Raw genomic sequence first — 21,722 nt, 5'->3', positions numbered from 1 at the left:
CTACCGACTGCCGGCGGGCGCTTCCGCTCAGCCGGCGGCGAGATGCCGGTGGATCGAGGCCGCCAGCTTGGGCCCGATGCCGGGCAGCTCGGCGATCTCCTCGGGGGACGCCTGACGCAAGGCCGTCACCGATCCGAAGTGCCGCAGCAGCGCTTTGATCCGGGCGTCCCCCAGACCCGGCACCTCGCTGAGGACCGAGCTGATGTCCCGCTTGCGCCGCTTGCGCTGATGCGTGATGGCGAAGCGGTGGGCTTCGTCGCGGAGCCGTTGGAGCAGGTAGAGGGCCTCGGAGGTGCGCGGCAGGATCACCGGGTACTCCTCCCCCGGCAGCCAGACCTCCTCCAGGCGCTTCGCGATCCCGCAGAGTGCGATGTCCTCGTGGCCCGCGTCGCGCAGCGCACGAGCGGCCGCCTCCACCTGGGGCTGCCCGCCGTCGACGACCAGGAGCTGCGGGCGGTAGGCGAATCGCGGGCGCTTGCGCGAGGTGACGACGGGGGCCTCTTCACCGTCGGCGGTCGGATCGGCCTCGGCCTCCTCGCGCTCGTCGGCGTCGACGTGAGCCAGCCGCCGGCGCAGCACCTGATAGATCGAGTCGGTGTCGTCGGTGGTCTCCGGCACGCCGAACGAGCGGTACTGGTCCTTGCGGGCCAGCCCGTCCTCGAAGACCACCATCGAGGCGACCACGTTCGTCCCGCTGAGGTGCGAGACGTCGAAGCACTCGATCCGCAGCGGCGCCTCGCTCATGCCGAGCGCCTCCTGCAGATCGGTGAGCGCGCGCGTGCGGGCGGTGTAGTCGCTCGTCCGGCGGGTCTTGTGCAGCAGCAGCGCCTGGCGGGCGTTGAGGTTCGCGGTCTTCATGAGTTCGGCCTTGCGCCCGCGCTGGGCCACCTGCACGGAGACCCGCTTGCCGCGTCGCGACTGCAGCCATGCCTCGAGCTCGGCGGCGTCCTCGGGGAGGGTCGGGACGAGCACCTGACGCGGGATGTCGGCGGCCGGCGCATCGCCGTAGGTGCGCTGCAGTACCTGATCGACCAGGTCCGCGCCCGAGATGTCGAGCTCCTTGTCGATGGTGGTGGCCCGCACTCCGCGCACCCGTCCGCCGCGGATCACGAAGTGCTGCACCGCGGCCGACAGCTCGTCCTCTGCGATGCCGAACAGGTCGGCGTCGGTGTCCTCGGCGAGCACGAGTGCGCTGCGGTTGAGGACGGCGTCGATGGCCTGGAGCTTGTCGCGGTACACCGCGGCCGACTCGTAGTCCATCGCGGCGGCCGCCTCGCGCATGCGCGCACTGAGCTCCCGCGTGAACCGCTGGTCTCCGCCGGACATGAACGCCACGAAGTCGTCGACGATCGCCCGGTGCTCCTCGATGCTGACCCGCATCGAGCACGGTCCGCCGCATCGGCCGATCTGGCCGGGGAAGCAGGGCCGCCCGGTGGACATCGCCTTCTTGTACGAGGCGTCACTGCAGGTGCGGATGGGGAAGACCTTGATCATCAGGTCGATCGTGTCGTGCACGGCCCAGACCTTCGGATACGGCCCGAAATACTTGGCCCCCGGAATGCGCCGGTTGCGCGTGACGATCACCCGCGGCGCCTCGTCGGCGAGCGTGACGGCCATGTAGGGGTAGGACTTGTCGTCCTTGTACCGCACGTTGAACGGCGGCGAGAACTCCTGGATCCACATGTACTCGAGCTGGAGCGAGTCCACGTCCGTCGCCACGACCGTCCACTCGACGGATGCGGCCGTCGTCACCATCCGGCGGGTGCGCTCGTGGAGCGTGCGCAGCGGGGCGAAGTAGTTGGACAGGCGAGCCCGGAGGTTCTTCGCCTTGCCCACGTACAGCACCCGGCCGTCGGCATCGCGGAAGCGATAGACACCGGGATCGGTGGGGATCTCCCCCGGCTTCGGCTTGTACGGCAGCGCCGAGGCCATCTCAGCCCGCCTTGCGCGCAGTCGCCGTCCTGCTCGCCGGGAGGATCTCGGCCAGGAACGCGCCGGTGTGGCTCTCGGGTACGGTCGCCACCTGCTCGGGGGTGCCCGTGGCGACGATCTGCCCGCCGCCGGCCCCTCCCTCGGGTCCCAGATCGATGACCCAGTCGCTCGACTTGATGACGTCGAGGTTGTGCTCGATCACGATCACGGTGTTGCCCTTGTCGACCAGCCCGCCGAGCACCTCGAGAAGACGGCTGACGTCCTCGAAGTGCAGACCCGTGGTCGGCTCGTCCAGCACGTAGATGCTGCGTCCGTTCGACCGACGCTGCAGCTCGGTCGCCAGCTTCACCCGCTGGGCCTCCCCACCCGACAACGTGGTCGCCGACTGTCCCAGCCGCACGTATCCCAGCCCCACGTCGACGAGCGTCTTCAGGTAGCGGTGGATGGCCTGGATGGGCTCGAAGAACTCGGCGGCCTCGGCGATCGGCATGTCGAGCACCTCGGCGATGTTCTTGCCCTTGTAGTGGACGGCCAGGGTGTCGCGGTTGTAGCGCTTGCCGTGGCAGACCTCGCAGTCGACGTAGACGTCGGGCAGGAAGTTCATCTCGATCTTGATCGTGCCGTCACCGGAGCACGCCTCGCAGCGCCCGCCCTTGACGTTGAAGCTGAACCGTCCCGGTTGGTAGCCGCGCGCCTTCGCTTCGGGCGTCTCGCTGAACAGCGTGCGCACGCGGTCGAACACGCCGGTGTAGGTGGCCGGGTTCGATCGGGGGGTGCGACCGATCGGCGCCTGGTCGACGTGCACCACCTTGTCGAGGTTGTCGAGGCCGGTGACCCGCGTGTGCTTGCCTGCGACCCGGCGCGCGCCGTTGAGCTTCGTGGCGAGCACTTCGTAGAGGATGCCGTTCACGAGCGTCGACTTGCCCGACCCGCTGACTCCGGTCACCGCCGTGAGCACTCCGAGCGGGAAGTCCACCGTCACGTTCTTGAGGTTGTTCTCGCGAGCGCCGACGACCGTGACCATGCGCTTCTTGTCGATCTTGCGCCGACGGGTGGGAGTCTCGATGGAGCGACGACCGCTGAGGTAGGCCCCGGTGAGCGAGCGCTCCTCCTGAAGCAGCGACGCGAGCGGTCCCGAGTGGACGACTTCGCCACCGTGCACACCCGCGCGAGGTCCGATGTCGACCACCCAGTCCGCCGCGTCGATGGTCTCCTCGTCGTGCTCCACGACGATCAGCGTGTTGCCGAGGCTCTTCAGCCGCACGAGCGTCTCGATGAGCCGCCGGTTGTCGCGCTGATGCAGTCCGATGGACGGCTCGTCGAGCACGTACAGCACGCCGGTGAGTCCCGAGCCGATCTGAGTGGCCAGACGGATGCGCTGCGCCTCTCCGCCCGACAGCGATCCTGCGGAGCGGCTGAGGCTCAGATAGTTGAGGCCGACCTGGATGAGGAAGTCGAGCCGGGCGCGGATCTCGCGCAGCACCGCCGCGGCGATGTGTGCCTCGCGGTCGGTCAGCTCGAGGTCGGCGAAATAGGCCTGCGCCTCGCCCAGGCTCATGCGCGAGGCGCCGGCGATCGACTGCCCGTGCACGAGCACCGCGAGGACCTCGGGCTTCAGGCGGTCGCCGTTGCAGACCGGGCACGGCACCTCACGCAGGTACTCCGACCAGCGCTGCCGCTGGGTGTCGGACTCGGCCTGGCTGTACTGGCGCTCGATGTAGGGGATGACGCCCTCGAAGCCGGAGGTGTAGCGCATCTCGCGGCCGTAGCGGTTCTTCCACCGCACCGTGACCTTGAAGTTCTCGCCGCGCAGCACCGCATCCTTCACACGATCGGGAAGGTCGCGCCACGGGGTGTCGAGCGAGAAGTCGAGGTCGTCGGCGAGCCCCACCAGCAGGCGCTCGTAGTACTGGAAGAGCCCCTTGCCCTGGGTCGTCCACGGCAGGATCGCTCCCTCGTTGATCGACAGTTCGTCATCGCCGAGCAGCAGGTCGACGTCGACGGACATCCGGGTGCCGAGCCCCGAGCACGCGGGGCACGCACCGAACGGGGCGTTGAACGAGAAGGTGCGAGGCTCGATCTCGGTCAGCTGCAGCGCGTGGCCGTTGGGGCACGCGAGCTTCTCCGAGTAGTTCTGCCACGCGGCGTCGCCCTCTTCGTCGACGAAGTTGACCTGCATGACTCCGCCGGCCAGACCCAGCGCCGTCTCGACGGAGTCCGTGATGCGGCCGAGCAGATCCGGAGCCGCCACCAGCCGGTCGACCACCACGGCGATGTCGTGCTTGTAGCTCTTCTTGAGCACCGGAGGCTCGGCCAGCTGGACGAGCTCGCCGTCCACGACCGCACGTGCGTACCCCTTCGCGGAGAGCTCCTTGAAGAGGTCGACGAACTCGCCCTTCTTCTGCGTCACGACGGGAGCGACGATCTGGTACCGCGTCCGCTCGGGCAGCTCCGCGAGCTGATCGGCGATCTGCTGCACGGTCTGACGCTGGATCCGCTCGCCGCACTCGGGGCAGTGCGGCACGCCGATGCGCGCCCACAGCAGACGCATGTAGTCGTGGATCTCGGTGATCGTGCCGACGGTCGAGCGCGGGTTGCGGTTGGTCGACTTCTGGTCGATCGAGACCGCGGGGCTGAGGCCTTCGATGAAGTCGACGTCGGGGCGATCGACCTGGCCGAGGAACTGGCGGGCGTACGAGCTCAGGGACTCGACGTAGCGGCGCTGCCCCTCGGCGAAGATCGTGTCGAAGGCGAGACTGGACTTGCCCGACCCGGAGAGTCCCGTGAAGACGACGAGCGAGTCGCGAGGGAGATCGAGGTCGACGTCCTTGAGGTTGTGCACGCGGGCACCACGGACACTGAGTTTCGACGGGGAGGCGACGGGGACGATGGGCACCGCACAAGTCTAGGTCGGGCCTGCGACATCGGCTCCGGGGTCAGCCCACGGCGTACGACATCGGCGCCGGCGTCAGCCCACGGCGTCCGAGCGGCGCCCGGCGAACCGGGTCAGCGCGTCGCGCAGGGACGCGACGGCGGCGGCATCGATCCCGGTCCTGGCGAGGATCTGCCCGGGCACCTCCAGCGCCTGTGCGCGCAGGGCGCGACCCTCGTCGGTGAGGCCGATCTCGAGCACGCGCTCATCCTCCGCGGCCCGTCGACGGACGACCCGCCCCTGCCCCTCGAGCCGCTTCACGAGCGGGGACAGGGTCGCGGGCTCCATGGCCAGCTCGTCCGCGAGGGCCGCCAGCGACCGAGGCTCCTGCTCCCAGAGCGCGAGCATCACCAGATACTGGGGGTGCGTCAATCCCAGGGGTTCCAGGACCGGCCGATAGATCGCGACCACGTTGCGTGCCGCCGTCACGAGCGCGAAGCACAGCTGGTTCTCCAGCGCGAGCAGGTCTTCCCGGGTCTCCACGCACCGAGCCTATCAATTAGTTAGTACACTAATGATCATGACACGAAGTGATGCGAAGCCGCTGCGTACCCGGGTGCGCGAGGCGGGCGGGTGGTATGCGTACCTGAACAGCCGCCTGATCCGCATCGCGGGGCCGGCGTCGGTCGGACCGTACGACACCGAGCCGGAGCCCGAGCGCACGGAGCGGGCTTGTCCGCTGTGCGGGGCGCCGATGTCGCAGCACACGTTCGACCGGTCCGGGCCGAAGCCGCTCATGCACTGTCCGTGACGCGCGTTCAGGGCAGCGTGACGGAACCGTCCGCGCCGATCTGCCATGCGGGGTTCACCGCCACCTCCCACGGGTGGCCGTCGGGATCGACGAACACCCCCGAGTAGCCGCCCCAGGCAGTCGGCGCCCCGACACGAGCGATCCGCGCTCCGGCTGCCTCGGCTGACGTGAGCACGCCGTCGACGTCGTCGGGAGCGTCCACGTTGTGCGCGAGCGTGACGCCGCCCCATCCCCCGGTGTCCGCCACTCCGGAGTCGGCGGCCAGCGCCGCCCGGGACCAGAGGGCGAGCACCATCCCGCCGCTCTGGAAGAACGCGACCTCGCCGTCGACGGACGAGGGATGCGGGGTCCACCCCATCGCCCGGTAGAACGTGATCGAACGGGCGAGGTCGTCGACGCCCAGCGTGATCAGGCTGATGCGCGGCTCCACGGGCTCCTCCTCGACGCGATCGCGGTCACGCGTGGCCCGCGCGCTCCATCGCTCGCAGCTCCTTCTTGAGGTCCTGGACCTCATCGCGGAGGCGCGCCGCCAGCTCGAACTTCAGTTCGCCGGCCGCGGCGAGCATCTGGTTGGAGAGGTCCTCGATCGTCGCCTCGAGCTGGTTCGCGCCCTCGGCGGCGATCCCCTCGCGGCGAAGTCGCGGGGTCGGGCTCTTCCCCTTGCCCGACTTGTTCTTCTTCGACAGCAGCTCCTGCGTGTCGGAGGCCTCCCGCGCCAGCACGTCGGTGATGTCCGCGATCTTCTTGCGCAGCGGCTGCGGATCGATGCCGTGCTCCGTGTTGTACGCGATCTGCTTCTCGCGGCGGCGATCGGTCTCCTCGATGGCCGCGCGCATGGAGTCGGTCATGTTGTCGGCGTACATGTGGACCTCACCCGACACGTTTCGCGCCGCACGGCCGATGGTCTGGATGAGCGAGGTTCCCGATCGCAGGAACCCCTCCTTGTCGGCGTCGAGGATCGCGACGAGCGACACCTCGGGGAGGTCGAGGCCCTCGCGCAGCAGGTTGATGCCCACCAGCACGTCGTAGACGCCGGAGCGCAGCTCGGTCAGCAGCTCGACTCGCCGGAGGGTGTCCACATCGGAGTGCAGGTAGCGGACGCGCACGCCGTGCTCCCCCAGGAAGTCGGTGAGCTCCTCCGCCATCTTCTTCGTCAGCGTCGTGACGAGCACCCGCTCATCCCGCTCGACGCGGATGCGGATCTCCTCGAGCAGGTCGTCGATCTGGCCCTTGGACGGCTTGAGCACGATGTGCGGGTCGACCAGCCCGGTCGGGCGGATGATCTGCTCCACCACGCCGTCGGCGATGCCCATCTCGTAGCGCCCCGGCGTCGCCGACAGATAGACGGTCTGCCCGATGCGCTGCTTGAACTCGTCGAAGCGCAGGGGACGGTTGTCGAGGGCGCTCGGCAGGCGGAAGCCGTGATCCACGAGGGTGCGCTTGCGCGAGGCGTCGCCCTCGTACATCGCCCCGATCTGGGGGACGGTGACGTGCGACTCGTCGATGACCATCAGGAAGTCGTCGGGGAAGAAGTCGAGCAGGGTGTGCGGCGGCTCTCCCGCCGCGCGGCCGTCGAGGTGCCGCGAGTAGTTCTCGATGCCGGAGCAGAAGCCGAGCTGCTGGAGCATCTCGAGGTCGAAGGTCGTCCGCATCCGGAGGCGCTGGGCCTCGAGGAGCTTGCCCTGGCCCTCGAGCTCCTTGAGCCGGTCGGCCAGCTCGGCCTCGATGGTGCCGATCGCGCGCTGAACGGTGTCGGTCCCCGCGACATAGTGCGACGCGGGGAAGATCGGGACGCTGTCGAGCTTCTGCACGACTTCGCCCGTGAGCGGGTGGAGCATGTACAGCGCCTCGATCTCGTCGCCGAACAGCTCGATGCGCACCGCGTACTCCTCGTACACGGGGATGATCTCGATCGTGTCGCCGCGCACGCGGAAGTTGCCGCGGGAGAAGTCCACGTCGTTGCGGTTGTACTGCATCGCGATGAACTTGCGGATGAGGGCGTCGCGGTCGTAGCGCTCGCCGACCTGCAGTGCCACCATGGCGCGCATGTACTCCTCGGGCGCGCCGAGACCGTAGATGCACGAGACGGTGGAGACGACCACGACGTCCCGCCTGCTCAGCAGGGAGTTCGTCGTGGAGTGGCGGAGCCGCTCGACCTCGGCGTTGATCGAGGAGTCCTTCTCGATGAACGTGTCCGTCTGCGGCACGTACGCCTCGGGCTGGTAGTAGTCGTAGTAGCTGACGAAGTACTCCACCGCGTTGTTCGGCATGAGGTCGCGGAACTCGTTGGCCAGCTGCGCCGCGAGCGTCTTGTTGTGCGCGAGCACCAGGGTCGGCCGCTGCACCTGCTCGATGAGCCAGGCGGTGGTCGCCGACTTCCCCGTGCCGGTGGCTCCCAGCAGAACGACGTCGGTCTCACCGGCGTTGATGCGCGCGGCCAGATCGGCGATCGCCTGCGGCTGGTCGCCGCTGGGCATGTACTCGCTGACGACCTCGAAGGGCCGGACGGATCGCGTGGTCTGCATCAGTCCAGCGTATGCCGGGCCACCGACACCGCGGCCGGTGTTCGCCGAGGGCGACGAGCGTCAGGCGTCCTCGTCCTCGCCCGACTCGAAGTCTCCGGTCGCGAAGTCGTCCCACTCGACGTCGGGGTCCGACATCCGACCGTTCCTGCTGCTCGTCGCCATGGGCCCGCTCCCCTCCACCCTCACGTGCTCCGAACGGTACGCCGGCCACGTGAACGGCGGATTGCGCCGCCGTATCCCGTCCGTGTCGCGGGCCCCGCCGCGTACCCTGGCATCGTGGTCGAACTCCTCGTCGGATCGGGACTGGCGGCAGCCGCGGGCTTGAACGCCTGGATGCCGCTGTTCCTGCTGGGCCTCGCCGACCGCTTCGTGGCGGCCGTCGAGCTTCCCGCCGCGTGGTCGTGGCTCTCCAGCGATGTCGCCCTCTGGATCACCGGCGTCCTCCTCGTGGTCGAGTTCGTGGCCGACAAGGTCCCGGCCGTCGACTCCGTGAACGACATCCTCCAGTCGGTCGTGCGACCCGCCTCCGGCGGCATAGCCTTCGGCGCGGGGGCCACCAGCGAGACCGTGCGCGTGGAGGACCCCGCCGCACTGCTGGTCGACAACGCCTGGGTCCCGATCGCCGTCGGCGTCGTGATCGCGCTCCTGGTGCACGTGCTCAAGGCGTCGATCCGCCCGATCGCGAACCTCGCCACCGCCGGCGTGGCGGCGCCGGTCGTGTCCACCGTCGAGGACGTGTCGGCGCTCGCCCTCATCCTCTCCGCGATCTTCCTGCCGGTGCTCGCCGGCGTGCTGCTCGTGGCCCTGCTGGTCACCGGCTTCCTGGTGCTGCGTCGCCGACGGCGAGGGCGCACCGCGGGCCCGGCCGATCAGCCGGCCGTCGGCTGAGAGGCACCCCCGGCCGACTCCGTCCGCAGCCTCTCCCACAGGCGGTCGGTCTGCGCGATCGTGTCCTCGAGCGATCCGCCGGTGTCGATAACGACGTCGGCGATCGCCAGGCGCCGATCGTCCGATGCCTGCGCGGCGATCCGCGCCTGCGCCTCCGTCTCGCTCATCCCCCGCAGCTCGACGAGTCGCCGCGATCGCACGGCCGCCGGCGCATGGGCCACCACCACGAGGTCCCAGGGGTCGTCGACCCGGGCCTCGACGAGCAACGGCACGTCGTACACGACGACGGCGCCGGGATCCGACGCGAAGACCTCGGAGAAGCGTCGTGCCGACTCGGCCCGGACGGCCGGATGCACGATCGCGTTCAGCCGGGCGAGCGCCTCGGGATCCTCGAACACGATCGCGCCCAGCGCCGCACGGTCCAGCTCGCCGTCACTGCGCAGCACCCGCTCACCGAACTCGCCGACGATCGCCGCGAGCACCGGCGATCCGGCGCGCTGGGTCTCCCGCACGAGCGCATCGGCGTCGATGACCACCGCCCCCCGCTCGGCCAGCCGGGCCGCGATGGTCGATTTTCCGGAGGCGATCCCGCCGGTCAGTGCGATGAGAGACATGGCTACGAGGATGCCATGACGATTCGCTGATGATGTGCTCTGACAAGGCGAAGGGACGGCTGAGGCGCACTTGAGCCAAACCTGAGGGTGGCCCCCTAACGTCAGTGATGCAGGCGACGAACCCGAATCGCAGCCCGCCGGGAAGGGCCCGAACCCGACTCGAACATCAACACAGTCCGGACTGCCCGAACAGCCCGATCTGCCCCCGCCCCGGCGCACCCGAAGCGCCGGGGAGGGAGGCCGGTCCGGCGTGCCCGCAGCCGGCAGGACAGCCTGAAAGGCCCCCCGAAATGACCACGCAGGACATCACCACCACCGCCACTCAGCCCGAAGAGCGCAAGAGCAAGCGCCGCGCCGTTCTGGCCTTCACCCTCGCCGCCCTCGCCGTCGGCGGCATCGGCGCCGCGGCCACCAGCGCCGCCTGGACCGACAACGTCTTCTTCTCGGCCAAGGCCGAGGCCGCCACCTTCAACCTGCAGGGCTCGCTCAACGGCACCACCTGGCAGGAGTCGGACAACAGCGGCTCCATCCAGCTGGTCGTGCCGGCCTCGAGCCTGGCCAACCTGCTGCCCGGCGAGACCCGCACCATCAACCTCTACGTCAAGAACCTCGGCACCGCGGCCGCGTCGCTGACCTCGTCGGTCGCCTGGGCGACCTCGCCCGCCTCGACCTTCACGGCCAACCCGGGCACCACGGTGGAGGGCCTCGCCACGACGCTCACCCCCGCCGGCGGAGCGACCGAGAGCGACCAGTTCCAGCTCAAGGTGACCACCGACAGCGCCTGGGCCGCGTCCAACCAGGGCAAGTCGGGCACGATCGTCGTCACGGTCGCCGGCACCGCCGTCGCGCCGTAATCGCCCACGCACCTCGCACTCACCGCAGACCCACCGCAGCACCCGGACCAGAAGGAGGAAGACGATGCAGCTCCTGCGCCGCCTCGCCGACATCGCCCTCTGGCTCCTCGCTGCGGTGGGTCTGGCCTGCGCCCTGATCTGGGGCGCCACGGCTCTCGGGATGATCAAGCCGCTGATCGTGATCTCCGGCTCGATGGAGCCCGGAATCATGACCGGTGACCTCCTCGTCGATGTGCCGGTCGACACCGCCGACCTGTCGGTCGGCGACGTGGTGAGCCTTCCGTCCGACCTGACGCACAACCTCGTCACGCATCGGATCGAGAAGATCGTCGATCTCGGCGGCGGCGAGTACCAGATCTCGCTGAAGGGCGACAACAACGCCGCCTCGGACGCCCTCGACTATTTCGTCGGCGACCAGGTGTGGCAGCCGGCGGTGCAGCTCAGCGGGTGGGGAACCGCTGTGCAGCGCCTCACGACGCCGGCTGTCGCCCTTCCGCTGGTGATCGGGCTCGTCGCGCTCCTCGGGATCGCGCTCCTCCTGCCGGCTCCCGCGCGCCGCACGCGCCGCCCGGCTGCGGACCCGGTGCTGCCATGATCGGCCTCCGCACGCGTCTGGTCGCGCTGGCCGGTGTGGTGGGCGCCGCGGTCGCCGTGGCCGTGGTCGGTCCGGCCGCCTCGGCCCAGACGCTGCCGCTCACCTACGACCTCGGCGTCGTGCTCCCCGGCGAGTCCCGGACGATGGAGCGCGAGATCGAGATCCCGCGTCACGCCTCCGTCGCGGCCGCCGACTTCGGGTCTGGCGCCAGCGCGGACGGGTGGGACGCGCGTCTGTGCGCCGACCGCTGCATCGCGGTCGACGCCCTGGCCGGCGAGACGCTGTCCGCCGGTCGCTATCGCCTCATCGTCACGCTCACCATGCCTGCCGACGGTGCGATCGCACTCGAGTCGTCGGCGCGGGGATCGCTGACGCTCATCGACGCCGGCGTGGGGGACGCCGACGCCCTCCCCAACACGGGTGGCACCCTGCCGGTCGCGAGCATGGCCGTGGGGGCGGCGCTCGCGTCCGGTGGGACCCTGCTGCTCATCGCCGGCCGCCGCCGGTCCCGCCGCCAGGAGGTCGGGTCGTGACCCGCGTGCGTCTGCGCGCGCGGGTGGCCGCCGTGGCCGCCGCACTGCTGATCGTCGTCGGGGCGGGCGCCGCCGCCGGTGCCGTTCAGGACACGCATGCCGCATGGAACGACAAGTCCTTCGCGTCGGCGGTCGCCACGGGCGGCACGTGGTCCGCACCCACCAGCTACGGCTGCACGGCGATGAACGCCGACGGCAGCGTGAAGAACGGCGGCCGCTGCACGGTCACGTCGGTGACGGCGGACGAGTGGGGCACCGCCCCCAACCGCCAGCGCGGCTACACCGTCGGCTTCAACACCAACGCCGGCAACGGATACGTGCAGTTCACCATCAGCCTCGCCGTCGCGGGCGCATCGTCGAACTTCTCGTGGAGCACGGCCGGTCTCGTCGGCAACGGGCAGGCCATCCCCACGAACGGCTGGACCTGCGCCCAGCTGCCGACGCTGACCGCGAAGACGCCCACGAACTGGGGATGGGGAAGCTCGAGCCAGATCTACTTCCAGGTGGTCGAGAACCGCTCGTCGACCGCCGTGAGCTGCGGATGAGCGTCCCGACACAGCCCGTCCCCGTCCCGTTCCGGCACGTCTTCTGGGATATCATCGCGGATGCCGGTCACGTGAACATGTTGCCCGACCGGCAGTCGGAGGGATTCCCGTTGCCGGACTCACAGGTCGCCGTCGTGATCGAAGACGATCCGGATATCCGTGCTCTCGTCACCGACGTCCTCGATCAAGCGGGCTTCCGCGTGTTCTCCGCCGGCAACGGCGTCGAGGGGCTGGACCTCATCAAGACGCACCAGCCGATCGTGACGACGCTCGATGTGAGCCTGCCCGGCATGGACGGGTTCGAGACGGCGCGCCGGATCCGGTCGGTGAGTGGCACGTACATCGTCATGCTGACCGCGCGCGCCGACGAGATCGACACGCTGCAGGGCCTTCAGGCGGGCGCCGACGACTACGTCACCAAGCCCTTCCGCCCGCGCGAGCTGCGTGCGCGGATCGAGGCCATGCTGCGACGCCCGCGCACCTTCGGGCTTCCCGACCTGCCGGCGGGCGTCGAGGCGACGGTCCCGAACATCCCCGCCCCTGCTCCGGACGAGGCGGGATGGCTGGAGCACAAGGGGCTCCGGCTCCACCCCGACATGCGCGTCGCGGTGGCGGACGAGGAGACGCTCGACCTCACGCGAAGCGAATTCGACATCCTGCACGATCTGCTCAGCGCCGGCCGCCGCGTCGTCGGCAAGAACGAGCTGGCGCTGATGCTCCGCGGCGAGAGCCACCTCGGCATCGGCTTCGTCAGCGAGCACGACACCCGGGCGATCGAGGTGCACGTCGCGAACCTCCGCCGCAAGCTCGGCGAGTCGGCCGCGCAGCCCCGCTGGATCGAGACGATCCGCGGCATCGGCTACCGCCTCACCCTCTGACGCGGCCCATCCCCTCCTCGGAGTCCGACTCGGCGACGATCACCGACGCGTCCGGGTCGGTCGAGGATCGCTTGGCCGCGCGCTGCGCAGCGTCCACGAGCGTCTTCGGGTCGTAGCCCAGGTCGTCGCTCAACGCGACGCCGATGCCGACGACCGGGATGACAGCGCTCCCTCGGGCGGCGAAGTCGTCGAGCAGCCGCCGCTGCACGCGGCTTGCGACCCGGGGGGCGTCGGCACGTGAGACGGGCTCGAACGCGATGAGCATCGCGTCGTCGTCGGCCGGCCCCACGAGCGAGAAGGTGGGCGCGTAGCGCCGCACGCCCGAGCGCCAGAGCTCGGAGATCGCCTCCTGCTCCCCCGTGCCGAACGCGAGACCGATCTGGGAGAGATCGTCGATGCGCAGCGCGACGACACCGAAGAGCTCGTCGGCCGCGCGCGCCCGCGACAGCACGCTCGGCAGCGCGGCGCTCAGCGACGCGGCGCTGAGGATCCCGTCCGGCGACACGTGCAGGGTCGAGTGTCCCCCGTCGTGCCGCACCGTGACCCGGCCGCTGCGCAGCATCGTCGCCGTCGTCAGGGCCACGATCGTGAGCACGATCGACACGAGTCCCGTGATGCTCGATGAGAACCAGGTGGTGAAGATCTCGCCCTGCGGACCCTCCGTCGCCAGCACGACGGCGCGGGCGTAATAGTAGAGCGCGACGAGTGCGAGCACGATCGTGAAGCCCATCGAGCTCAGGAGCGCCCCCATGGCGCCGCGGCGGGACTCGACGGCGGCCAGCAGAGCGAAGGACGCGACTCCGATGAACATCGTCACCGACCCCGCCCACTCGTCGGCATCGGGACCGGGGAGAAGCGTCGCGAGGAACTCGATGCCGACCGACACGGCGACGACGATCCCCGCGGTGCGGATGCGTCGGCCGTTGAAGGTGCGCGCCCCCAGCCAGAAGAAGCCTCCCGTCGCCACCAGGGCCGAGTTGCCGATGGCGATCGCCACCCACGGCTCGTCGGAGGCCTGCCACACGAGGTAGGCGGTGACGGTGAGCATGCCGCTCAGGAACGCCAGCGCCCACACCCGTCCGGCGCCGACTTCCCGGCGAAGCAGCGTCTCGACCAGGTAGAGCACTCCGGAGGTGATCGTGACCAGCGCCACGATCAGGTTCACGGTGAACAGATCGATCACGATCCCTCATCCTCTCTGGCCGAGGTGGCCGGAAGCCGCACGATGAAGGTGGCTCCTTCGTCGAGCGTGGTGCGCACGGTGATCTCCCCGCCGTGCGCCCGGACGATCTCGCGGCTGATGGCCAGCCCGAGCCCGCTGCCGTGGGTGGTGGAGTTGCGCACCAGTCCCGAGCGGAAGAAGCGCTCGAACAGGCGGGGCAGCTCGCTCTCGGGGATCCCCGGCCCGTTGTCGCTGACGGCCAGCCAGACGTGCGTGCCATCGCTGGTCAGCCCGACGTCGATACGGCCGCCCGGATTGTTGTACTTGATCGCGTTGGAGAGCAGATTGTCGATGACCTGACGCATCCGCAGCGGGTCCGCGAGGGCACGCACCTTCTCCACGGCGTCGAGCGCCACCGTCACACGGCGCTCGACCGCCCGCGGCATCGCCGCCTCCACCGCGGCCTCCACGACGACGGACAGATCCGTGGGCTCGGGTCGGAGCGTCAGCTCGACCCCGCGATGCGACGCCGCCGACGCCGTCAGGAGATCGGCGACGAGATCGAGCAGCCGGCTGGAGTTCCGCTCGACCACCTCCAGGCTGCGCCGGCTGACCGGGGAGAGGTTCGGGTCGTCGAGGGCCAGCTCGACGTATCCCATGATCGAGGTCAGCGGCGTGCGCAGCTCGTGGGAGACGGATGCCACGAGGTCCTCGCGCGCGCGCAGAGCGAGTTCCTCGGCCGTGACGTCGAGGGTGACGATGATCATGCCGGCGTCGGAGAGGTCCTTGTCGTAGAGCCGCCGCGCCGTCGACTTGAGCGCGCGCCGGCGCTCCTCTCCGGGATCCCCGTGCCACACCAGGGCGTTCTCGAACTCCTCGCCGCGCCGGGCGCGTGCCAGCGGGAGATCCTCGTCGCCGATCGGGGTGATGCCGTCGGCCGCGTACGCGCGCGAGGTGTCGGCGCGCGCCCGCTGCAGACGCCCGTGGGCCTCGTTGGTCACGACGAGGGATCCCTCGGGGGTGAGCCGGATCACCCCGAAGTCGACCGCCTGCAGCACCTCGGTGACCAGATCCTCCTGGCTGCGTGCGCGCTCCACCGAGCGCTGGAGGTACTGGGACTGCTTGTCCAGCAGCACGCGCTGGGCGAGGGTGCGCTTCGATGCGAGCGCGGCCACCGTCGCCAGGCCCGCGATCATGACCGGGAACAGGAAGGTCGTCGGACCGATCTCCTGCTGCGGGTCGGTCCAGACGAGGCTCCAGAACGAGACCGAGATGAGCGTGACGCCGAGCACCGCTCCCCAGCCGCCGAAGGCTGATCCGATCCAGATCGCGGGGAACGCCCACAGCAGCCCCAGCGAGGCCTCCGGCGCCGCGGCCCGCAGGAGCGTGATGGCGGCGATGTCCACGAGCGGCAGGATGAGGATCGCCAGCGCGGGAAACGTGTTCCACGGCAGGATGAAGGCGGCACCGGTCGCCACGAAGACGATCGCCACCCCCAGCATGAGCAGCGTGCCGTCGGCGACCTTGTCGAAGAGCACGACCAGCACAGCCGCCAGGAGCACGACCGCCCCGAGCAGGACCTGGTTCAGCAGGAGCGATCGGTCGCGACCGCGACCGATGAGGCTCGGTGCCGCCGCTGGTCCGGGGATGGTCACACAGAGACGTTACAGCCCGATCCCCCCGCATACGCGGAAGGGGGCCGTGACCTGACGGTCACGGCCCCCTTCGGAGCGATTCGGCTCAGCTGATCAGATCAGCGGCCGGAGAGCTTCTCGCGCAGCGCGGCGAGGGCCTCGTCGTCGGCCAGCGTGCCGCCGACGCTCGAGACGTCGGACGAGAAGGACGACCCACCGGCCTCGGCCGGCGCCGCAGCCTCGGCCTCGAGAGCCTTGGCGACAGCGGCCTTGTGAGCCTCCCAGCGACCCTGGGCAGCGGCGTACTCCTGCTCCCACTTCTCGCGCTGAGCGTCGAAGCCCTCGAGCCAGGCACCCGACTCGGGGTCGAAGCCCTCGGGGTACTTGTACTCGCCGTTCTCGTCGTACTCGGTCGCCATGCCGTACAGCGCCGGGTCGAACTCGGTGCCGTTGGGGTCGACCGACTCGTTGGCCTGCTTGAGCGACAGCGAGATGCGGCGACGCTCGAGATCGATGTCGATGATCTTGACGAAGACCTCTTCGCCGACCGACACGACCTGCTCGGCGAGCTCGACGTGCTTGCCCGACAGCTCCGAGATGTGCACGAGGCCCTCGATGCCGTCGGCGACGCGGACGAACGCGCCGAACGGGACGAGCTTGGTGACCTTGCCCGGAGCGACCTGACCGATCGCGTGCGTGCGGGCGAAGACCTGCCACGGGTCCTCCTGCGTCGCCTTCAGCGACAGCGAGACGCGCTCGCGGTCCAGGTCGACCTCGAGGATCTCGACGGTGACCTCCTGGCCGACCTCGACGACCTCGGACGCGTGCTCGATGTGCTTCCACGAGAGCTCGGAGACGTGCACGAGGCCGTCCACGCCGCCCAGGTCGACGAACGCACCGAAGTTGACGATCGACGAGACGACGCCCTTGCGGACCTGGCCCTTGTGCAGGTTGTTGAGGAACGTGGTGCGCGACTCGGACTGCGTCTGCTCCAGCAGGGCGCGGCGCGAGAGCACGACGTTGTTGCGGTTCTTGTCGAGCTCGAGGATCTTCGCCTCGATCTCCTGGCCGAGGTACGGCGTGAGGTCGCGGACGCGGCGCAGCTCGATGAGCGAGGCCGGCAGGAAGCCGCGGAGGCCGATGTCGACGATGAGTCCACCCTTGACGACCTCGATCACGGAGCCGGTGACCACACCGTCGTTCTCCTTGATCTTCTCCACGTCGCCCCATGCGCGCTCGTACTGGGCGCGCTTCTTGGACAGGATCAGGCGGCCTTCCTTGTCCTCCTTCTGGAGGACCAGGGCCTCGACCTCGTCGCCGACCTTGACGACCTCGTTCGGGTCGACGTCGTGCTTGATCGAGAGCTCGCGCGAGGGGATGACGCCCTCGGTCTTGTATCCGACGTCGAGGAGGACCTCGTCGCGGTCGATCTTCACGACGGTGCCTTCGATGAGGTCTCCGTCGTTGAAGAACTTGAGGGTCTTCTCGACCGCGGCCAGGAAGTCTTCAGCAGATCCGATGTCGTTGATGGCGACCTGCTTGGTGGCCGGGGCGGTCGTTGCGGTAGTCATGTAGTGGGTTGTCCTTGTTGGGTTGGGTGTCGGGCTGCGCGCCTGGGACGTGGTGCCCCGGCATCCGTCCGAGGACGAGCGGATGCCACGGTCGCAGCGATGTGGATGGGATTGCGTGTCACGAAGGCATGGCGAAACCGCCAGGTGAGTGACACTCCAGAGTATCAGAACGACCGCCGCCGTGGCAGGGGCGGTCGCCTAGCCGACCTCGCCGTCCACGTACCACCAGCGTCCCTCTTGGAAGACGAACCTGCTGCGCTCCGCGAGCTCCCCCGAGGATCGTCCGTCGCGCCACCGCGCACGGAAGGCGACCACGCCGCGCCGGTCACCGGGCTCTCCCCCGACGACCTCGTCGATGGTGAGCGACGACCACTCCAGGTCGTCGTCGAGGTCGAGCCTGGTCGGCCGGGTCGAGGGGTGCCACGTGTCCTCCAGGTGCCGGCGCGCCCCGAGCGCGAACGCGGTGTACCGCGAGCGCATGAGCGCGAGCGCCGTCGGCGCCGCGGCACCGCCGAGGACCGGCCCGCAGCAGTCGCCGAAGCGTCCCGCCCCGCACGGGCACGCGTCGGCGTCCGCAGGAGTGCGCCGGGCGCCGGCGCCGAAGGCGGATCCGGAGAGCGACGAGGAGCGGGCGGCCATCCTCCGACTCTACGGCGCCACCGCCCCTCGCCCTGTGGATAACCGCAGCAGGCGCCCGCAGCTCCTGACTACCGTGACGGCCATGGGGGAAAGGCATGCGGCGAAGGCGGCGGCGGGGCTCTGGTGCACCGCCGTCGCCGTCGCGTTGATCGGCTGCGCGCCGGACCCGACTCCGACTCCCCTGCCGACCGCGACCGGCTTCGCTTCGGAGGCGGAAGCCTTCGCCGCCGCCGAGGCGACCTACCGCGCCTACGTCGACGCGGTAAACGCACGACGTGCGGATCAGCGCGCGCCCGACCCGGTGTCGTATCTCTCCGGCGCTGCTCGGAAGTCAAGCCTGGAGGCGCGGCGTCGATTCTCCGCCGAGGGCATACGCCTCGTTGGCAAGACTTCGGTAACCGACGTTATCGGCCTCACTTCCACACACGACGAAGCGACGATTCAAGTATGCGTGGACAGCTCGGGGACTCGGCTTCTTGACTCGAGAGGCGTGGACATTACGCCCGCGGAGCGCTCGCCGTCCGGTTCTCTCGAAATCGACTTGGCTTGGCGAGCGGATCGATTCTTTATCGTCGACAGCCGCGAGAGCTCGGCATCGTGCTAACCGCGACGCTTCTGCTAGCCATCGCGACGGCAAGTGTCTGCTCGCTCGACGAGAAGGACGCAGGTCTCTGCGGATCGAAGTCGAGCATCAGCGAAGGCGAAGTGCATGTGTCAGCCGAGAAGCTGGGCGAATCCGACCGACCAGGTGACGGGGGCACCAGCGACCCCGTCTCGGATGTAGGTGAACCCGAGTCCGAGACGTGCGACAGTCCGCTGAACCGGTGCAGCACCTACGAGGTGGTGATGCGCCAGGAGACCACGCTCACCGACGTCGCGTCCTTCGCGCCGCGGCTGGCAGCCCCGGTCCCCGAGCCCGACGGTGTGGGCATCGCCGGACTCCCCCTCAACGTCGTCACGGTCGCCCGCACGCACACGCGCACCGGAGAACTGTTCGACATGCCCGTGACGGTCCGCTTCCGTCCGGTGTCGTTCACGTTCGACTACGGCGACGGAGCGACGCGGGAATCCCCGACCGGGGGCGTCACGTGGCGGCAGCTGGGTCTCGCGCAGTTCACTGCGACCGACACGAGCCACACCTACCGGGAACGCGGCGAGTACGTCATCACCAGCGTCGTGCACTTCGCCGCGGACGTCGACTTCGGCACCGGCTGGATCCCCGTCGACGGCCCCCTCGCCGTCCCCGCCGGGGCCACCACCGTGGATATCCTCGAGGCGCGGACCGCGCTCGTGGAGCGCACCTGCCACGAAGACCCGAACGGCATCGGGTGCTGACCGCCGAACCGGCGCCGCGCCGGACTCGCCAGGGTGCGATCTCCGCGCTCACGATCATGTCGGCTTCGCTGAGCGCGTCGGCTTTGCTGCTGTGGGCGCTCGCCTACGCCGGACCCATCGGGATTCTCATCAGCTTCCTCCTGATCCCCGTGCACGCCTTCCTCGCCGTCAAGCTCGTGGGCGACGTCGCCCTGTCGGCTCTCGCAGCCGCGCGACGATCGCGGCGGGCGATGTGGGCCAACGCGATCGTCACGGTGATCGACGCCGCGCTCGTCGCCTGGGGCCATGCCTACGGCTTCTCCGAGCTCGTCATGATGATCGCGCACGGGTGACGCCTCGCTCGCCAGACCGTCCGTGCCAGGATGACAGCGTGACCGACCGACTGATGCTGCTCGACACTGCCTCACTGTACTTCCGGGCCTTCTACGGCGTACCGGACACCGTGAAGGCCCCCGACGGCCGCCCGGTCAACGCGGCACGCGGTCTCCTCGACATGATCGCCAAACTCGTCGCCACCTACGAGCCGACGCACCTCATCGCCTGCTGGGACGACGACTGGCGCCCGCAATGGCGCGTCGACCTCATCCCCAGCTACAAGACCCATCGCGTCGCCGAGCTCGTCGAGACCGGCCCCGACGTCGAAGTCGTCCCCGACCCCCTCGAGGCGCAGATCCCCATCATTCGCGAAGAGCTCGGCGCGCTCGGGATCCCCATCGTCGGCGCCGCGGATCACGAAGCCGACGACGTCATCGGAACGCTCGCCACCGGCTCCCCCCTGGCAGTCGATGTGGTCACCGGCGACCGCGACCTCTTCCAGCTCATCGACGACGAGCGCAGCGTCCGTGTGATCTACACCGGCCGCGGGATGAGCAACCTCGAAGTCCTCACCGACACGGCGGTCGTCACGAAGTACGGGATCCTGCCGACCCAGTACGCCGATTTCGCCGTCATGCGCGGCGACGCCTCCGACGGGCTGCCCGGCGTCGCGGGCGTGGGCGAGAAGACCGCCGCCACCCTGCTCGCCGCCCACGGCGATCTCGCCGGCATCATCGCAGCCGCCGAGCGCGGCGACGGCATGAGCGCCGGCGTGCGGGCCAAGGTGCTCGCCGCAGCGGACTACCTGGCCGTCGCGCCGACCGTCGTCGAGGTCGTGCGGAACCTGCCGCTGGAAATCCCCGACAGCCGTATCGTCGCCCCCGATCCCGGCGCCGTCGCCGAGCTGAGCGAGCGGTGGAACCTCGGCAGCTCCGCCGAGCGCGCCGCGACGGCCCTGACCGCTCGCGCCTGATCGCTTCACCGGCGCCGCGCACCGCCGACCACGCGCCGACGCCTGTCAACGTGCGCGGGACGTCCACTCCCGCAGCCGGGCGAGCGGCCACGTGGTGACGATCCGCTCAGCGGGGACGCCGGCGCGCTCCGCGCGCGCCGCGCCCTCGTCGAGCAGCCCGAGCTGACCGGGAGCGTGGGCGTCTGAATCGATGGAGAAGAGGCAGCCCACGTCGAGGGCGAGCGCGATCAGCTCATCGGGCGGATCCTCCCGCTCGGGCCGCGAGTTGATCTCCACCGCCACCTCGTTCGCCGCGCAGGCCTCGAACACCGCACGCGCGTCGAAAGCGGACTGCGGCCGCAGGCCGCGACTGCCGCTCACGAGCCTGCCGGTGACATGCCCCAGGACGTCGACATGCGGTTGCGACACCGCCGCCACGAGACGCCGCGTCATCGGACCGGCATCCATGCGGAGCTTGGAGTGCGCGGAGGCCACCACCACGTCGAGCTGTGCGAGCAGCTCGGTCTCCTGATCGAGCGAACCGTCGTCGAGGATGTCGACCTCGATGCCGCTCAGCAGGGTGAAGCCCTCACCGGAGAACGCCGGGATCAGCTCCAGCTGTGCGCGCAGCCGCTCGGCCGACAGCCCCCTGGCCACCTTCAGCCGCGGCGAGTGATCGGTCAGGGCCAGATACTCGTGCCCGAGCGCGCGGGCCGCATCGACCATCAGATCGATGGGGGTCAGGCCGTCCGACCACTCCGAATGGCTGTGGAGGTCTCCGCGCAGTCGTGCGCGGAGAGCCGAGACCGGCGCGGCCTCGCTCCCCCGCAGCTCGGCCAGGTATCGGGGCACCTCACCCGCGAGCGCCTCCTGGATGACCGCGAAGGACGAATCCCCGATGCCCTTGCGGCGTCGAAGCGCGGCCGCATCGGCGAGCTGCTCGCGGGAGAGCCCGTCGATCGCCGCAGCCGCGGCCCGGAACGCCTTCGAGCGGTAGCGCGACGCGCGCTCCCGCTCGAGCAGCGTGGCGATCTCGTTGAGCGCGTCGATGGGCTCCACGGGGTCCC

General features: G+C 69.8%; 22 protein-coding genes. 11 read left to right on the top strand and 11 right to left on the bottom strand.

Going from position 1 to position 21,722, the window contains the following annotated elements; all coding sequences use genetic code 11:
• Positions 1-27: 27 nt before the first annotated feature.
• The 3 genes from uvrC to QQZ13_RS12480 form a co-directional block, all read right to left on the bottom strand.
• A complete protein-coding gene (gene uvrC, locus QQZ13_RS12490) occupies positions 28-1,932 on the bottom strand; it encodes an excinuclease ABC subunit UvrC (protein WP_284529552.1) in 1,905 nt (634 codons plus the stop codon).
• A 1-nt stretch (position 1,933) separates the two neighbouring features.
• Positions 1,934-4,828, bottom strand: coding sequence for an excinuclease ABC subunit UvrA (gene uvrA, locus QQZ13_RS12485; protein WP_284529551.1), 2,895 nt, complete (start codon positions 4,826-4,828; stop codon positions 1,934-1,936).
• 72 nt (positions 4,829-4,900) lie between these two features.
• Complete coding sequence (locus QQZ13_RS12480; RefSeq protein ID WP_284529549.1) at positions 4,901-5,347, bottom strand: MarR family winged helix-turn-helix transcriptional regulator; 447 nt, start codon at positions 5,345-5,347, stop codon at positions 4,901-4,903.
• A 31-nt stretch (positions 5,348-5,378) separates the two neighbouring features.
• On the opposite strand from QQZ13_RS12480, the gene QQZ13_RS12475 reads away from it, so the two are divergent.
• Positions 5,379-5,615: a hypothetical protein gene (locus tag QQZ13_RS12475; protein WP_284529548.1), complete on the top strand. Its 237-nt coding sequence runs from the start codon at positions 5,379-5,381 to the stop codon at positions 5,613-5,615.
• Positions 5,616-5,622: 7 nt separating this feature from the next.
• On the opposite strand, the gene QQZ13_RS12470 is transcribed toward QQZ13_RS12475, so the two are convergent.
• Entirely contained in the window at positions 5,623-6,045 is a 423-nt protein-coding gene (locus tag QQZ13_RS12470; protein ID WP_284529547.1) for a VOC family protein, read from the bottom strand.
• Between the two features lie 25 nt (positions 6,046-6,070).
• Positions 6,071-8,140, bottom strand: coding sequence for an excinuclease ABC subunit UvrB (gene uvrB, locus QQZ13_RS12465; RefSeq protein WP_284529546.1), 2,070 nt, complete (start codon positions 8,138-8,140; stop codon positions 6,071-6,073).
• 276 nt (positions 8,141-8,416) lie between these two features.
• Here uvrB and QQZ13_RS12460 point away from each other — a divergent pair, with 276 nt between their 5' ends.
• On the top strand, positions 8,417-9,028 hold the full coding sequence (locus QQZ13_RS12460) for a DUF4126 domain-containing protein (RefSeq protein WP_284529545.1): 612 nt from the start codon (positions 8,417-8,419) through the stop codon (positions 9,026-9,028).
• On the opposite strand, the gene coaE is transcribed toward QQZ13_RS12460, so the two are convergent.
• Positions 9,010-9,642, bottom strand: coding sequence for a dephospho-CoA kinase (gene coaE / locus QQZ13_RS12455; protein WP_284529544.1), 633 nt, complete (start codon positions 9,640-9,642; stop codon positions 9,010-9,012). The two genes, QQZ13_RS12460 and coaE, sit on opposite strands and share 19 nt — an antisense overlap.
• 290 nt (positions 9,643-9,932) lie before the next feature.
• Here coaE and QQZ13_RS12450 point away from each other — a divergent pair, with 290 nt between their 5' ends.
• From QQZ13_RS12450 to QQZ13_RS12430, 5 genes are all read left to right on the top strand, one after another.
• The gene (locus tag QQZ13_RS12450; protein WP_284529543.1) at positions 9,933-10,496 is read left to right on the top strand and encodes a hypothetical protein; all 564 of its coding nucleotides are present in this window, start codon (positions 9,933-9,935) and stop codon (positions 10,494-10,496) included.
• Between the two features lie 64 nt (positions 10,497-10,560).
• Positions 10,561-11,091 (top strand): signal peptidase I, encoded by a 531-nt coding sequence (locus QQZ13_RS12445; protein ID WP_284529542.1) that lies wholly within the window; start codon positions 10,561-10,563, stop codon positions 11,089-11,091.
• Complete coding sequence (locus tag QQZ13_RS12440) at positions 11,088-11,624, top strand: LPXTG cell wall anchor domain-containing protein (RefSeq protein WP_284529541.1); 537 nt, start codon at positions 11,088-11,090, stop codon at positions 11,622-11,624. The genes QQZ13_RS12445 and QQZ13_RS12440 overlap by 4 nt, the downstream gene beginning before the upstream one ends.
• Positions 11,621-12,169, top strand: a complete 549-nt coding sequence (locus QQZ13_RS12435; RefSeq protein ID WP_284529540.1) for a hypothetical protein — start codon at positions 11,621-11,623, stop codon at positions 12,167-12,169. The genes QQZ13_RS12440 and QQZ13_RS12435 overlap by 4 nt, the downstream gene beginning before the upstream one ends.
• On the top strand, positions 12,166-13,047 hold the full coding sequence (locus QQZ13_RS12430) for a response regulator transcription factor (protein ID WP_342395268.1): 882 nt from the start codon (positions 12,166-12,168) through the stop codon (positions 13,045-13,047). The genes QQZ13_RS12435 and QQZ13_RS12430 overlap by 4 nt, the downstream gene beginning before the upstream one ends.
• On the opposite strand, the gene QQZ13_RS12425 is transcribed toward QQZ13_RS12430, so the two are convergent.
• From QQZ13_RS12425 to QQZ13_RS12410, 4 genes are all read right to left on the bottom strand, one after another.
• The gene (locus tag QQZ13_RS12425) at positions 13,037-14,230 is read right to left on the bottom strand and encodes a hypothetical protein (protein ID WP_284529539.1); all 1,194 of its coding nucleotides are present in this window, start codon (positions 14,228-14,230) and stop codon (positions 13,037-13,039) included. The two genes, QQZ13_RS12430 and QQZ13_RS12425, sit on opposite strands and share 11 nt — an antisense overlap.
• The gene (locus tag QQZ13_RS12420) at positions 14,227-15,864 is read right to left on the bottom strand and encodes a cell wall metabolism sensor histidine kinase WalK (protein WP_284529538.1); all 1,638 of its coding nucleotides are present in this window, start codon (positions 15,862-15,864) and stop codon (positions 14,227-14,229) included. Before QQZ13_RS12420 ends, QQZ13_RS12425 begins: the two co-directional genes overlap by 4 nt.
• Before the next feature lie 98 nt (positions 15,865-15,962).
• Positions 15,963-17,414 carry a 30S ribosomal protein S1 gene (rpsA, locus tag QQZ13_RS12415; protein WP_284529537.1) on the bottom strand — a complete coding sequence of 484 codons (1,452 nt, stop codon included), beginning with the start codon at positions 17,412-17,414 and terminating at the stop codon, positions 15,963-15,965.
• Positions 17,415-17,612: 198 nt separating this feature from the next.
• The gene (locus QQZ13_RS12410) at positions 17,613-18,053 is read right to left on the bottom strand and encodes a YchJ family protein (RefSeq protein WP_284529536.1); all 441 of its coding nucleotides are present in this window, start codon (positions 18,051-18,053) and stop codon (positions 17,613-17,615) included.
• 82 nt (positions 18,054-18,135) lie between these two features.
• Between QQZ13_RS12410 and QQZ13_RS12405 the strand changes: the two genes are divergently transcribed.
• The 4 genes from QQZ13_RS12405 (at position 18,136) to QQZ13_RS12390 (ending at position 20,676) form a co-directional block, all read left to right on the top strand.
• Positions 18,136-18,657, top strand: coding sequence for a hypothetical protein (locus QQZ13_RS12405; protein ID WP_284529535.1), 522 nt, complete (start codon positions 18,136-18,138; stop codon positions 18,655-18,657).
• A 242-nt stretch (positions 18,658-18,899) separates the two neighbouring features.
• Positions 18,900-19,388 carry a hypothetical protein gene (locus QQZ13_RS12400; protein WP_284529534.1) on the top strand — a complete coding sequence of 163 codons (489 nt, stop codon included), beginning with the start codon at positions 18,900-18,902 and terminating at the stop codon, positions 19,386-19,388.
• Positions 19,389-19,444: 56 nt separating this feature from the next.
• Positions 19,445-19,720 (top strand): hypothetical protein, encoded by a 276-nt coding sequence (locus tag QQZ13_RS12395; RefSeq protein ID WP_284529532.1) that lies wholly within the window; start codon positions 19,445-19,447, stop codon positions 19,718-19,720.
• 38 nt (positions 19,721-19,758) lie between these two features.
• On the top strand, positions 19,759-20,676 hold the full coding sequence (locus QQZ13_RS12390; protein WP_284529530.1) for a 5'-3' exonuclease: 918 nt from the start codon (positions 19,759-19,761) through the stop codon (positions 20,674-20,676).
• 45 nt (positions 20,677-20,721) lie between these two features.
• On the opposite strand, the gene QQZ13_RS12385 is transcribed toward QQZ13_RS12390, so the two are convergent.
• The gene (locus QQZ13_RS12385; protein ID WP_284529529.1) at positions 20,722-21,714 is read right to left on the bottom strand and encodes a PHP domain-containing protein; all 993 of its coding nucleotides are present in this window, start codon (positions 21,712-21,714) and stop codon (positions 20,722-20,724) included.
• Positions 21,715-21,722: the final 8 nt, after the last annotated feature.

Origin of the sequence: Microbacterium sp. T2.11-28, from assembly GCF_950097975.1 — a bacterium.
Taxonomy (GTDB): Bacteria; Actinomycetota; Actinomycetes; order Actinomycetales; family Microbacteriaceae; genus Microbacterium.
This window is presented reverse-complemented; position numbering and strand designations above follow the sequence as displayed.

Coding starts and splice junctions, on each gene's coding strand:
- QQZ13_RS12410 (WP_284529536.1), bottom strand. CDS start 18,053: ATGGCCGCCCGCTCCTCGTCGCTCTCCGGATCCGCCTTCGGCGCCGGC.
- QQZ13_RS12445 (WP_284529542.1), top strand. CDS start 10,561: ATGCAGCTCCTGCGCCGCCTCGCCGACATCGCCCTCTGGCTCCTCGCT.
- QQZ13_RS12405 (WP_284529535.1), top strand. CDS start 18,136: ATGGGGGAAAGGCATGCGGCGAAGGCGGCGGCGGGGCTCTGGTGCACC.
- QQZ13_RS12400 (WP_284529534.1), top strand. CDS start 18,900: ATGCGCCAGGAGACCACGCTCACCGACGTCGCGTCCTTCGCGCCGCGG.
- QQZ13_RS12475 (WP_284529548.1), top strand. CDS start 5,379: ATGATCATGACACGAAGTGATGCGAAGCCGCTGCGTACCCGGGTGCGC.
- QQZ13_RS12450 (WP_284529543.1), top strand. CDS start 9,933: ATGACCACGCAGGACATCACCACCACCGCCACTCAGCCCGAAGAGCGC.
- coaE (WP_284529544.1), bottom strand. CDS start 9,642: ATGTCTCTCATCGCACTGACCGGCGGGATCGCCTCCGGAAAATCGACC.
- uvrC (WP_284529552.1), bottom strand. CDS start 1,932: ATGGCCTCGGCGCTGCCGTACAAGCCGAAGCCGGGGGAGATCCCCACC.
- QQZ13_RS12395 (WP_284529532.1), top strand. CDS start 19,445: ATGTCGGCTTCGCTGAGCGCGTCGGCTTTGCTGCTGTGGGCGCTCGCC.
- QQZ13_RS12440 (WP_284529541.1), top strand. CDS start 11,088: ATGATCGGCCTCCGCACGCGTCTGGTCGCGCTGGCCGGTGTGGTGGGC.
- uvrB (WP_284529546.1), bottom strand. CDS start 8,140: ATGCAGACCACGCGATCCGTCCGGCCCTTCGAGGTCGTCAGCGAGTAC.
- QQZ13_RS12430 (WP_342395268.1), top strand. CDS start 12,166: ATGAGCGTCCCGACACAGCCCGTCCCCGTCCCGTTCCGGCACGTCTTC.
- rpsA (WP_284529537.1), bottom strand. CDS start 17,414: ATGACTACCGCAACGACCGCCCCGGCCACCAAGCAGGTCGCCATCAAC.